Consider the following 12,822-nt stretch of genomic DNA (forward strand, 5'->3'; position numbering starts at 1 on the left):
GCTCACGCGCCTGCTCGAACTAAGCGATAACGACCTGATGGACTTGCTGCTCGCCCGCAAGGAACCGGAGGGCGACCTCGCCGACGCCGATGTCGCGCGGGTGCTGGAGATGCTGCGTAACGTGTAGGCAAGGTGTAAACCTCGCCGTTACGCAGGTGAGTTTGATCCAGGCGTGCAATTATCGAAACCCTGTTTCCATACTTCGATTGAGGATGTGCTATGACCCCGTCAGATGTTAAAGCCACGCTATCGTTCAGCGACAACTCGCCGAGCGTTGAAATGCCGATTTACAAGGGCACGATGGGCCCGGATGTGATCGACATCCGTAAGCTGTATGGTCAGACCGGCAAGTTCACGTACGATCCGGGCTTCATGTCGACGGCGTCGTGCAACTCGGCTATCACCTACATCGACGGTGACAAGGGCGAGCTGCTGTACCGCGGCTTCCCGATCGACAATCTCGCGCAAAACGCGGACTTCCTCGAAACGTGCTATGCGCTGCTGAAGGGCGAATTGCCGAATCAGGCGCAGAAAGACGAGTTCGTGAAGACGGTCACGAACCACACGATGGTTCACGAGCAGATGCAGTTCTTCTTCCGTGGTTTCCGCCGTGACGCGCACCCGATGGCGATTCTCGTCGCCGCAGTCGGCGCGCTGTCGGCGTTCTATCACGACTCGCTCGACATCAATAACCCGCGTCACCGCGAAGTCTCGGCGATCCGTATGATCGCCAAGCTGCCGACGCTGGTCGCGATGGCGTACAAGTACTCGATCGGCCAGCCGTTCGTGTATCCGCAGAACAATCTGTCGTACAGCGCGAACTTCATGCGCATGATGTTCTCGAACCCGTGCGAAGAGTACCAGGTCAACGAAGTGCTGGTCCGCGCACTCGACCGTATCCTGATCCTGCACGCCGACCACGAGCAGAACGCGTCGACGTCGACGGTTCGTCTGGCGGGTTCGTCGGGCGCGAATCCGTTTGCGTGTATCGCGGCCGGTATCGCGTGTCTGTGGGGCCCGGCGCACGGCGGCGCGAACGAAGCGGCGCTGAACATGCTGGAAGAAATCGGCTCGGTCGACAACATTCCTGAGTTCATCAAGCAGGTGAAGGACAAGAACTCGGGCGTGAAGCTGATGGGCTTCGGTCACCGCGTCTACAAGAACTACGATCCGCGCGCCAAGCTGATGCGCGAAACGTGCTACGAAGTGCTGAACGAACTGGGCCTGCACGACGACCCGCTGTTCAAGCTCGCCATGGCGCTGGAAAAGATCGCGCTGGAAGACGAATACTTCGTGTCGCGCAAGCTGTACCCGAACGTCGACTTCTACTCGGGCATCGTGCAGCGCGCGCTGGGCATCCCGACGTCGATGTTCACGTGTATCTTCGCGATGGCACGTACGGTCGGCTGGATCGCACAGTGGAACGAAATGATCGGCGATCCCGAACAGAAGATTGGCCGTCCGCGTCAGCTGTTCATCGGCGAAACGCCGCGCGAAGCCAAGCCGATCGCTCAGCGCTAAGCCACGGGCGCGTCAGCGCTCTACGCTTGCGTTAAACGCATCGAATGAAACACCCCAACGGTTCGCCGTTGGGGTGTTTTGCTTTATATGCCGTTTGGCCAGGTCGGGGGCGCTTGACCGGCGGTGGGCAAAAAGCAATAATGACAGTTCAAAACTACGTACCAGCGGGTGCGAAAAACGTAGCGCCGCCCGGCAAGCCGGGTCCCACCAGGAGTGGGAGTTTTGTCGAACGACAGATAGAGAATCCCGCATGCAACGGCCACCTCAGGTGGCCGTTTGTTTTTCTGTGGACCTATCCGCGAATCCTTTTGCCAAGGTACGTCGCACGCAGTAGCGTCGCGAAGCCGACTTTACCGGCCTTTTCCTGACGCCTCGTGAGCCCGTTGTCCAGCACGTAGGCCGACTGGATGCACAATACGATGCGTCGCTTGCGGCTCCGGTCTCGCTCTGCTTCGAAGAAAACGGCATAGAGGGACGTCGTGCCGTCTTCGTTCAGTTGTTCGAGCGTAACGAAGTTGGGTTGTTTCTCGTTGGCAATCGTGATGCGCCGAAACGGCAATTGAACGACGATGTCTCTTAGATACCTGCGTGAAAGTTCGTAGCGCTGCGGGTCGAGTACGCGACGCTCTTTGCCATCATCGTAGATTTCATCCGCAGATATCAGATGAGTTGCGCGTGCGTCCCATCGGAAGCTACGGGTAAAGCAGTGGCATGAGAAAAGTACGAGTACGGTCACGTCTTCGCCTAATCCCAGATCGATCTTGAATGTGAAGGCATCGAGATGATTGAGATTCCACTTGGTTCCACGATAGCTCACCCCTGAGAATCGATGTCCAGGTTCAGGCGGTGAATCGACGGTCAAATATTCGAGTTGTGACATCGTTAGCATGGTTAGGGTGACTAACCATGCTATGGCGAACGCTGAAGTGGTCGCTATACGCCGTTCGGCCGACTACTGCGTGTTTTGTAGCTACCGCGTCGCAGGACGTGCTTTACGCACGCTCCCCCGTTTCAGCGCCAGTTGCCGAGCTTCCTGCACAGCGAAAGCCTGCCCGGCTTTCCATCCGATCATTTCGAAACGGGTACGGGCGCGCACCTCGGGTAGTGCCGATACAGGTATCGGCACTACCACCCAACTCCATGTTTTTTATCGGTTTTCTCGATACGTGATGGTCCTGGAAAGTCAACTGCGTGGCATAATTGACCGGACACGAACTGCCCGATGTCATTACTATCCCCGCATACCATGGCACAGACTCTCTACGACAAATTGTGGAACACACACGTGGTCCACACGGAAGAAGACGGTACGACGATTCTCTACATCGACCGTCATCTGCTGCATGAAGTGACCAGCCCGCAGGCGTTCGAAGGGCTGAAGATCGCGGAGCGCCCGGTGTGGCGCATCAGCGCGAATCTGGCGGTGTCGGATCACAACGTGCCGACCACGGATCGCAGCCACGGCATCGCTGACCCCGTGTCGAAGCTGCAAGTCGATACGCTCGACTCGAACTGCGACGCGTTCGGCATCACGCAGTTCAAGATGAACGACCTGCGTCAGGGCATCGTTCACATCATCGGGCCAGAGCAGGGCGCGACGCTGCCGGGCATGACGATCGTCTGCGGCGACTCGCATACGTCCACGCACGGCGCATTCGGCGCGCTCGCGCACGGCATCGGCACGTCGGAAGTCGAACATGTGCTCGCCACGCAAACGCTTCTGCAGAAGAAGAGCAAGAACATGCTGGTCAAGGTCGAAGGCCAGTTGCCGCGCGGCTGCACCGCGAAGGACATCGTGCTCGCGATCATCGGCAAGATCGGCACGGCGGGCGGCACGGGCTACGCAATCGAATTCGGCGGCTCGACCATTCGCGCGCTGTCGATGGAAGGCCGCATGACCGTCTGCAACATGGCGATCGAAGCGGGCGCGCGCGCCGGCATGGTCGCCGTCGACGACACGACGGTCGAATATCTGAAGGGCCGTCCGTTCTCGCCGCAAGGCGTCGAATGGGATCAGGCCGTCGAATACTGGAAGCAGTTCACGTCCGATCCTGGCGCGCATTTCGATCGCGTGGTCGAACTGAACGCTGCCGAGATCGTGCCGCAGGTCACGTGGGGCACGTCGCCGGAAATGGTCACCTCCGTCGACGCACGCGTGCCGGACCCGGAGAAGGAAAAGGATCCGGTCAAGCGCGACGCGATGGAACGTGCGCTGCAGTACATGGCGCTCGAACCGAATCTCCCCATCGAATCGATCAAGCCGGACAAGATTTTCATCGGCTCATGCACGAATGCCCGCATCGAAGATCTGCGTGCGGCAGCGTGGGTCGTGAAGAAGCTTGGCCGCCGCGTCGCACCGAACATCCGTCTCGCGATGGTCGTGCCGGGTTCGGGCCTCGTGAAGGCGCAAGCCGAGCGCGAAGGTCTCGACAAGGTCTTCACGGATGCGGGTTTCGAGTGGCGCGAGCCGGGTTGCTCGATGTGTCTCGCCATGAACGCCGACCGGCTGGAGCCGGGCGAGCGCTGCGCATCCACGTCGAACCGCAACTTCGAAGGCCGTCAGGGCGCGGGCGGACGCACGCACCTCGTGAGCCCCGCCATGGCAGCGGCTGCCGCCATCGAAGGGCATTTCGTCGACATTCGCAAGCTGGGATGAACGCCACATGAACATCGATCGCATCGCACTTCTGCGCCGATTCGCACTCGCGACGCTAGCCGGGCTGCTGCTCGGCCTCGCTGGGTGCAACACGGTGCATGGCTTTGGCGAAGACCTGCAGCATCTGGGCGGGTCGATCAGCGACAAGGCGGCAAAGTAAGCGGTTTTTGATTCGCCGGAAGGTGCGAGTGATGCCGATGTGCATCGCCTTCCGGCTTCGAACAGGCTAAAGCGTCATGGAAAAATTCATCGTACATACCGGCGTCGTGGCGCCGCTCGATCGCGAAAACGTAGACACCGACGCGATCATCCCGAAGCAGTTCCTGAAGTCGATCAAGCGCACGGGCTTCGGTCCCAACGCATTCGACGAATGGCGTTATCTCGATCACGGCGAGCCGGGACAGGACAATTCGAAGCGTCCGCTGAATCCGGATTTCGTGCTGAACCAGCCGCGCTATCAGGGCGCGTCGGTGCTGCTCGCACGCCAGAACTTCGGCTGCGGCAGCTCGCGCGAGCACGCACCGTGGGCGCTGCAACAGTACGGCTTCCGCGCGATCATCGCGCCGAGCTTCGCGGACATCTTCTACAACAACTGCTTCAAGAATGGTCTGCTGCCCATCGTGCTGACAGATCAGCAGGTCGACCATCTGTTTAACGAAACATTCGCGTTCAACGGCTTCCAGTTGACCGTCGATCTGGAAAAGCAAGTCGTGCGCACGGCTGACGGCAGCGCCGAATATCCGTTCGAAGTCGCTGCGTTCCGCAAATACTGCCTGCTGAACGGCTTCGACGACATCGGCCTCACGTTGCGTCACGCGGACAAGATTCGCCAGTACGAGGCAGAGCGCATCGCGAAGCAGCCGTGGCTCAATAACCGCCTCGTGCGCTGAAGTTTTCGCGAAAGCGCGCCTGATCCACGCCAGACAGAAACCAACAAGGAATACGCATGAAGATCGCAGTGTTGCCGGGCGACGGCATTGGCAAGGAAATCGTCAAGGAAGCCGTCAAGGTTCTGAACGTACTCGGCGAGAAGTTCGAGATGGAAGAGGCGCCCGTCGGCGGCGCGGGCTACGAGGCGGCGGGCCATCCGCTGCCGGAAGCTACGCTCAAGCTCGCGAAGGAAGCGGACGCGATCCTGTTCGGCGCGGTCGGCGACTGGAAGTACGATTCGCTCGAGCGTTCGCTGCGTCCGGAACAGGCAATCCTGGGGCTGCGCAAGCATCTGCAACTGTTCGCGAACTTCCGTCCGGCGATCTGCTATCCGCAATTGACGGGCGCGTCGTCGCTGAAGCCGGAAATCGTGTCGGGCCTCGATATCCTGATCGTGCGCGAACTGAACGGCGACATCTATTTCGGCTCGCCGCGCGGCGTGCGGGCAGCGCCGGACGGTCCGTTCGAAGGCGCGAAAGAAGGCTTCGACACGATGCGTTATTCGGAACCCGAAGTGCGCCGTATCGCGCACGTCGCGTTCCAGGCGGCCCAGAAGCGCGACAAGAAGTTGACGTCGGTCGACAAGGCGAACGTGCTCGAAACGTCGCAATTGTGGAAGGACGTGATGATCGATGTCTCGAAGGAATACGCAGACGTCGAGCTGTCGCACATGTACGTCGACAACGCGGCCATGCAGCTTGTGAAGGCGCCGAAATCGTTCGACGTAATCGTCACGGGCAACATGTTCGGCGACATTCTTTCGGACGAAGCGGCAATGTTGACGGGTTCGATCGGCATGCTGCCGTCGGCTTCGCTTGACAAGAACAACAAGGGTCTATACGAGCCGTCGCACGGCTCGGCGCCCGATATCGCGGGCAAGGGCATTGCGAATCCGCTCGCCACGATTCTGTCGGCGGCGATGATGCTGCGTTATTCGTTGAACCGGGCCGAGCAGGCCGACCGTATCGAAAACGCTGTGAAAAAGGTGCTGGAGCAAGGCTATCGCACGGGCGATATTCTCACGCCGGGCTGCAAGCAGGTCGGCACGGAAGCGATGGGCGACGCCGTCGTTGCGGCGCTGTAATTCTTCAGCAAACATGCGTGAATCTGCCAATTTTGTGCGGATTCACGCAAATCGCGGCGCTCGCGCCGCAAAAAACGGGTTTTCGTGTAGACTCATGTGATGGCGACGATTCCTCAAATCTCCTCGATTTCGACACTGCGCGGCAAAACGGCCCGCGTGGTTGCGCTCGCCATTACCATCAAAACGATTACCCCGAAAACGATCACGAAGCGCTGATCGTCCGTCGTGCCCGCCCATCTTCCCCGCGCGGTCACTGCGGGCAAAGATGCGGGGAAGTGTCCACTCGAAGGGTATGAAGTCATGAACGTAGGTCTCGTAGGTTGGCGCGGCATGGTCGGCAGCGTCCTGATGCAACGTATGCAACAGGAAGGCGATTTCGATCTGATCGAACCGGTGTTTTTCAGCACCAGCAATGCGGGCGGCAATGCGCCGTCGTTTGCCAAAAACGAGACCAAGCTCAAAGATGCGACAAGCATCGACGACCTGAAGAAGTGCGACGCCATCATCTCCTGCCAGGGCGGCGACTACACGAACGAAGTGTTCCCGAAGCTGCGCGCAGCGGGCTGGAACGGCTACTGGATCGACGCGGCTTCGTCGCTGCGCATGAAGGATGACGCCGTCATCATTCTCGATCCCGTCAACCTCGACGTCATCAAGAACGCGCTGGTCAAGGGTCAGAAGAACTTCATCGGTGGCAACTGCACGGTCAGCCTGATGCTGATGGCGCTGGGCGGCCTGTTCCGCGAAAACCTCGTCGACTGGATGACGGCCATGACGTATCAGGCCGCTTCGGGCGCGGGTGCGCAAAACATGCGTGAACTGCTGAGCCAGATGGGCACGCTGCACGGCGCAGTGAAGGACGAACTGGCCAATCCGTCGTCGGCCATTCTCGATATCGACCGCCGCGTGCTGGCCGCCATGAACAGCGACAGCATGCCGACCGATCACTTCGGCGTGCCGCTCGCCGGCTCGCTGATTCCGTGGATCGACAAGGATCTCGGCAACGGCATGTCGAAGGAAGAGTGGAAGGGCGGCGCGGAAACCAACAAGATTCTCGGCAAGCCGGCAATGGGCGAGCCGGGCTCAATTCCCGTCGACGGTCTGTGCGTGCGTATCGGCGCAATGCGCTGCCACTCGCAGGCGCTGACCATCAAGCTGAACAAGGACGTGCCGCTCGACGAAATCAACGGCATTCTCGCCTCGGCGAACGACTGGGTGAAGGTCGTGCCGAACGAGCGCGAAGCGTCGATGCGCGATCTGTCGCCCGCCGTGGTGACGGGCACGCTGACGGTGCCGGTCGGCCGTCTGCGCAAGCTCGCGATGGGTGGCGAATATCTGTCGGCATTTACGGTCGGCGACCAGTTGCTGTGGGGCGCTGCTGAGCCGCTGCGTCGTATGCTTCGCATTCTGCTCGACAAGTAAAGTAAACTACGCGCGTTGTCTAATCGACGCGTAGAAAACTCCCAAAAAGCGTCGCGTTTTTCGCGGCGCTTTTTTATTGTGTATTTCAGAATCTTGTCGCCAACACTTCTAAGCATGCGCCGCACGACCGCGCACGAAAGGTCCCGATGACGGCCCGATTCCCTCTTATTCCCGCCGCCACACGTAGCGGCTCGCATCGGATTGCGGCGGCGGTCGCGATCGTTTTTGCCGGTGCATTTTCGATACCGGGCGCGGCATACGCGCAAACCACGGCCGCGGGCGCCGCGGCGGCGAGCGCACCGGCTGGTGCTGCTTCCGGCGGCACGCAGTTCACTGTTCAGCCGGGGCAATCGCTCAACGACGCTGCCGTCGCGATGACGCAGTCGCACGATCGCGCCGTGCTGGCGCGCGCGGCGAAAGCGATCTTCGACGCGAATCCGAACGCGTTCATGGGGCACGATCCAAGCCGGTTGCGGCTGGGCGCTGTCCTGAATCTGCCTGCCGTCGATGCGACGGGGGCGCCCATCGGCGCGGCATCGGCTGCGATGGCCGCCTCTGCTGCGTCCGGCGCGACGGCGCAGGCTGCGATCACCAACAACGCTTCCGCGACGACTTCGGCATCCGCGCCCGCTGCAACGGCTGCTGGCGCGAGTGCTGCGACAACCGGCGCATCGTCGCCGGCCGAAGCGGCCGCCACGAGTCCAACTCAGGGCGCCAGCGCGCCCGCCACCGCCGAGGCGACGTCCGCGCCCGCAACCGGCGCGCTGCCCACGAGCGGCGCGGCGGCGGCCTCGGCTTCGGGTGCGAGCGGCACGCATTCATACACGGGTTCCATCCAGGGCAGCGAGTCCGCTGCTACGCCGCCCGGCGCATCCGCAACCAGCAACGCGCAGCCCGCGTCGCAGCCGCGTCCGTCGAGCTTGCAGCAACTCCTCGCGCTGAAGAACCGTGTGTTGATGGAATTGCAGAAGCACGGTATCGGCAAGCAGCCGGGCGCAAACGAAAACGCGCCGACGGCACCGGGCGCGACGCAGTCGTCGAACGCGACGCCCGGCGCCGGCGCGCCAGCTCATGCAGGACCTGCAGCAACGCAGCCCGCGAACCAGCCGATGGGCATTTCGCAGGAATATCTGGGTGTGGCGGCTATCGTCGGCGCGGGGCTTGTGGCGCTGCTGGCCGGTTTGGCGATGCGTCGGCGTCGCAAAGCCGCGCGCGCGCAGGAAGCGGCGAAGGACGACGTTGCGCGCGAAGATGAAACGCCCGTTGCGCCCGCTGCTGTCGAGCCGGTTGCAGTCGCGCGTAGCAATGAACCGCATTTGTCGCTGCAAGAACCGTCTGAAATCGCGCCGCGCGAGGCCGGTCCGGCTGCTGCGATTTCGCCCGCATTCGATCACGACGCAGCACCGAAGCCCGAGCCCGAAACGTTCGACAGCGCATCCGCGGAGGCCGCGCTCGACGCCGCCTCAACGCTCGGCGCCGATGCGTTGCCGCGCGAATCGCTCGATCTGGCACGCGAAGAAGCGCGTGCTGCCGAAGCAGCCGAACGGGAACAGGCCGCGCGCGAACAGGAACTGACGACGAGCGAACTCGTCGCCGATACGCCATCCGCCGAACTGCCGCTCGACGAGCAGCCGATCCACGAACCGGTCGAGCCGCATTTCGCCGAGCCGATCGAGGCACCGCACGACGAATCCGGCGCGAAACCCAAGCCTTTCACACTCGACCTTGGCGCGACACCGGGAGCCGGGCAGCACGAACCCACGTTCGAGCAGCCCACCGCGTCCGTTGCGCCGCCCATCCAGTTGAGTCATGTGGAACCGGCCGCGCAGCACGAGCAACTGATCGAGCCGCTGCCCGAGCTGAATGAACTGCATCCAGCCGACGCCGAGGACGCAGCGGAACAGCGCGCGCCGACATCGCTTCCGCTCGGCGCGCCGCCGCCGCTGGAGCCGGCTGTGCCGGACGCATTCCCGCGCGACGCGATGCGCGCGCTCGACAGCATCGACGACTTCGCTTTGCCGCCGCGCGTCGAGCGCTCGGCAACCGACGCACCCGCTGTGACGCAGCCTGTCGTCGCGCCCGAAATCACGGCGCAACAGGCGGTGCCGGCGCACGCGCCGCAGGCGCCTGCTGTCGCCGACGAGATCATCGCCGGCACGGCCGGTGCGGCCGCCGTCGCCGGTCTGGGTGCGGCGCGCTTCGGCGCGTTGAAGCTCGATTTCGACCTGGAACTGCCGCCATCGCCGTCGCAGGTCGTGCCCGCGTTCACGCCGGTCGAAGTCGCGCGCATCGCTCGCAACAAGCTCGACCTGGCTGTGGAGTACATCGATCTCGGCGACGTGGTCGGCGCGCGTACGCTGATCAACGAAGTCATCGAATCGAACGACGCCGACACCCGCGCCGACGCACGCGCGCTGCTGTCGACGCTCGCGCCGCTTTCGTGATGACGCGGATCGCGCTTGGCATCCAGTACGACGGCGCGGCGTTCTGCGGCTGGCAGTCGCAGCCGCACGGCAAGACCGTGCAGGACGCACTCGAACGGGCGCTGCGCGAATTCGCGCAGACGCCGCTGCAGACGGTCGTGGCAGGCCGCACGGACACGGGTGTCCACGGCCTCGGGCAGGTCGTGCATTTCGAGACCGAACTCGACCGTACAGAGTTTTCGTGGGTGCGCGGCACGAACGCCTTCTTGCCGTCGACGGTCGCCGTGCAGTGGGCCAAGCCAATGCCCGACGACTTCCACGCGCGTTTCTCAGCTTTCGAGCGCACCTATTACTACGCGCTGTACGTCCACCCGGTGCGCTCGCCGATGCTCACGGGCCGCGCCGGCTGGATTCACACGCCGCTCGACGTCGACGCGATGCGCGACGCGGCCGCCTGCCTGATCGGCGAGAACGATTTCTCGGCGTTCCGCTCGTCGGAATGCCAGGCGAAGACGCCCGTCAAGCATCTGTACCAGATTGATATCCGGCCGCAGGGCGATTTCATCCACTTCCGCTTCCGGGCCAACGCGTTCCTGCATCACATGGTGCGCAACCTGATGGGCTGTCTCGTGGCCGTGGGCCGCGGGCGCTATCCGGCGACGTGGCTCGCGGAAGTTCTGCAAGGCCGCGACCGGAAACGCGCGGCGCCCACCTTCATGCCCGACGGGCTGTATCTCGCTCAAGTGGGCTATCCTGAGGCGTTCGCCGTGCCTGCGCCGCAGGCTGGCAGCGTCCCGTGGAGCACCGTTTGGACCGACTCATGACTTCCGCCGACACTCAAGCCGCAAGCCTTTCGCCCGCCACCGACACCGTGCCGCACCGCACGCGCATCAAGCTGTGCGGGCTCGGCAACGCCGCCGATGTCGCCCATGCCGTCGCGCTTGGCGCCGATGCGATCGGCCTCGTGTTCTACCCGCCCAGCCCGCGCGCGTTGAGCATCGCGCAGGCGGTCGAGATGACGCGGGTCGTGCCGCCGTTCGTGTCGGTTGTCGGGCTGTTCGTGAATCCGACGCCGGAGTGGTTCAGCGAAGTCACCTGCAACGTGCCGCTGACGATGCTCCAGTTCCACGGCGACGAAACGCCCGAGCAATGCGAAAAGCTGGCGGGCGTTGCGGGTTTGCCTTGGTTGCGCGCGTTGCGGATTGCGGCAGATACTCAACCGGCCGATTTGGTAGAATCGGCGCTTAACTATTCAGCTGCCAGTGGTCTTCTGTTCGACACACATGTCGAGGGCTATGGCGGCGGCGGGAAGGTCTTCGATTGGTCACTTATTCCACAAGAGCTCGCGCGTCGGGCCGTTTTGAGTGGTGGGTTGAACACGCAAAACGTCAGTGATGCGATTCATCGCGTGCGCCCGTACGCGGTCGATGTCTCGAGCGGCATCGAGGTGCCGGGCGCAAAGGGCGTGAAGGATCACGCCCGGATGGCGGCGTTCGTGCGCGCAGTGCGCGAAGCGGACGCCCGGTGATTCCCAGGCCGCGCCTCGCAACGAGCGGGTGCTGCGGCATACTGAGAAGAGTGACGGAATATGTACAACTTACCCGATGAACGTGGCCATTTCGGCCAATATGGCGGCGTGTTTGTCGCCGAGACGCTGATGCACGCGCTCGACGAGCTGCGTGTCGCGTACGAAAAATACTCTGTAGACCCCGACTTCATCGCCGAATACGAGCGCGAACTGAAGTACTTCGTCGGTCGTCCTTCCCCTGTCTATCACGCGCAACGCTGGAGCGAACTGCTCGGCGGCGCGCAGGTTTATCTGAAGCGCGAAGACCTGAACCACACGGGCGCGCACAAGGTGAACAACGTGATCGGTCAGGCATTGCTCGCCAAACGCATGGGCAAGCCGCGCGTGATCGCGGAAACGGGCGCGGGCCAGCACGGCGTCGCCACGGCGACCATCGCGGCGCGCTTCGGCATGGAGTGCATCGTCTACATGGGCGCGGAAGACGTGCGCCGTCAGGCCGCGAATGTCTACCGGATGAAGCTGCTGGGCGCGACCGTCGTACCCGTCGAGTCCGGCTCGCGCACGCTGAAAGACGCGCTGAACGAAGCGATGCGCGACTGGGTCACGAACGTGGAAAACACGTTCTACATCATCGGCACGGTGGCAGGGCCGCATCCGTATCCGATGATGGTGCGCGATTTCCAGCGCGTGATCGGCGACGAATGCAAGGTGCAGATGCCCGAACTGACGGGCCGTCAGCCGGATGCCGTGATCGCGTGCGTTGGCGGTGGATCGAATGCGATGGGTATCTTTTACCCGTACATTGACGACAAATCGGTGAAACTGATCGGTGTGGAAGCGGCTGGCGACGGCATCGACACGGGTCGTCACGCGGCGTCGCTGATTGGCGGCAGCCCCGGCGTGCTGCACGGCAACCGCACGTATCTGCTGCAGGACGAGAACGGCCAGATCATCGAGACGCATTCGGTGTCGGCGGGCCTCGACTATCCGGGCGTCGGTCCCGAGCACGCATGGCTCAAGGACAGCGGCCGCGCCGAATACGTCGGCATCACCGACGAAGAGGCGCTCAAGGCGTTCCACGACTGCTGCCGCATCGAGGGCATCATCCCCGCGCTGGAGTCGAGCCACGCGCTCGCGTACGCGGCGAAGCTCGCGCCGACTTTGCCGAAGGACAAAATCCTTCTGGTGAACCTGTCGGGCCGGGGCGACAAGGACATGCACACGGTCGCTGAGCGATCGGGCATCCAGTTCTGAGCGC

At 62.7% G+C, this 12,822-nt stretch carries 12 protein-coding genes; 11 read left to right on the forward strand and 1 reads right to left on the reverse strand.

Annotated elements, in window-relative coordinates:
* Window positions 1–127 (forward strand): Sdh5/SDHAF2/SdhE family assembly factor (locus tag BLT65_RS32985; protein ID WP_208545846.1); only part of this gene is annotated, 127 nt, incomplete at its 5' end.
* 92 nt (window positions 128–219) lie between these two features.
* On the forward strand, window positions 220–1,521 hold the full coding sequence (gltA, locus tag BLT65_RS32990; RefSeq protein ID WP_007579626.1) for a citrate synthase: 1,302 nt from the start codon (window positions 220–222) through the stop codon (window positions 1,519–1,521).
* Between the two features lie 292 nt (window positions 1,522–1,813).
* Here the strand turns inward: gltA and BLT65_RS32995 are convergent, their stop codons facing one another.
* A complete protein-coding gene (locus BLT65_RS32995; RefSeq protein WP_244186830.1) occupies window positions 1,814–2,401 on the reverse strand; it encodes a hypothetical protein in 588 nt (195 codons plus the stop codon).
* 366 nt (window positions 2,402–2,767) lie between these two features.
* Here BLT65_RS32995 and leuC point away from each other — a divergent pair, with 366 nt between their 5' ends.
* The 9 genes from leuC (at window position 2,768) to trpB (ending at window position 12,818) form a co-directional block, all read left to right on the forward strand.
* The gene (leuC, locus tag BLT65_RS33000) at window positions 2,768–4,177 is read left to right on the forward strand and encodes a 3-isopropylmalate dehydratase large subunit (RefSeq protein ID WP_091786125.1); all 1,410 of its coding nucleotides are present in this window, start codon (window positions 2,768–2,770) and stop codon (window positions 4,175–4,177) included.
* 7 nt (window positions 4,178–4,184) lie between these two features.
* Window positions 4,185–4,337 (forward strand): entericidin A/B family lipoprotein, encoded by a 153-nt coding sequence (locus BLT65_RS33005; RefSeq protein WP_007579623.1) that lies wholly within the window; start codon window positions 4,185–4,187, stop codon window positions 4,335–4,337.
* A 76-nt stretch (window positions 4,338–4,413) separates the two neighbouring features.
* Window positions 4,414–5,067, forward strand: a complete 654-nt coding sequence (gene leuD, locus BLT65_RS33010) for a 3-isopropylmalate dehydratase small subunit (protein ID WP_042315427.1) — start codon at window positions 4,414–4,416, stop codon at window positions 5,065–5,067.
* A 56-nt stretch (window positions 5,068–5,123) separates the two neighbouring features.
* Window positions 5,124–6,191, forward strand: coding sequence for a 3-isopropylmalate dehydrogenase (gene leuB / locus BLT65_RS33015; protein WP_091786128.1), 1,068 nt, complete (start codon window positions 5,124–5,126; stop codon window positions 6,189–6,191).
* A 300-nt stretch (window positions 6,192–6,491) separates the two neighbouring features.
* Window positions 6,492–7,613, forward strand: coding sequence for an aspartate-semialdehyde dehydrogenase (asd, locus tag BLT65_RS33020; RefSeq protein ID WP_091786131.1), 1,122 nt, complete (start codon window positions 6,492–6,494; stop codon window positions 7,611–7,613).
* Between the two features lie 146 nt (window positions 7,614–7,759).
* Window positions 7,760–10,057: a FimV/HubP family polar landmark protein gene (locus BLT65_RS33025; protein WP_091786134.1), complete on the forward strand. Its 2,298-nt coding sequence runs from the start codon at window positions 7,760–7,762 to the stop codon at window positions 10,055–10,057.
* Entirely contained in the window at window positions 10,057–10,860 is an 804-nt protein-coding gene (gene truA / locus BLT65_RS33030) for a tRNA pseudouridine(38-40) synthase TruA (RefSeq protein WP_091786137.1), read from the forward strand. Before BLT65_RS33025 ends, truA begins: the two co-directional genes overlap by 1 nt.
* Window positions 10,857–11,564: a phosphoribosylanthranilate isomerase gene (locus tag BLT65_RS33035; protein WP_091786140.1), complete on the forward strand. Its 708-nt coding sequence runs from the start codon at window positions 10,857–10,859 to the stop codon at window positions 11,562–11,564. The genes truA and BLT65_RS33035 overlap by 4 nt, the downstream gene beginning before the upstream one ends.
* 60 nt (window positions 11,565–11,624) lie before the next feature.
* The gene (trpB, locus tag BLT65_RS33040) at window positions 11,625–12,818 is read left to right on the forward strand and encodes a tryptophan synthase subunit beta (RefSeq protein ID WP_035999339.1); all 1,194 of its coding nucleotides are present in this window, start codon (window positions 11,625–11,627) and stop codon (window positions 12,816–12,818) included.
* Window positions 12,819–12,822 lie beyond the last annotated feature (4 nt).

Origin of the sequence: Paraburkholderia steynii (assembly GCF_900100565.1) — a bacterium.
Lineage (GTDB): Bacteria > Pseudomonadota > Gammaproteobacteria > Burkholderiales > Burkholderiaceae > Paraburkholderia > Paraburkholderia terrae.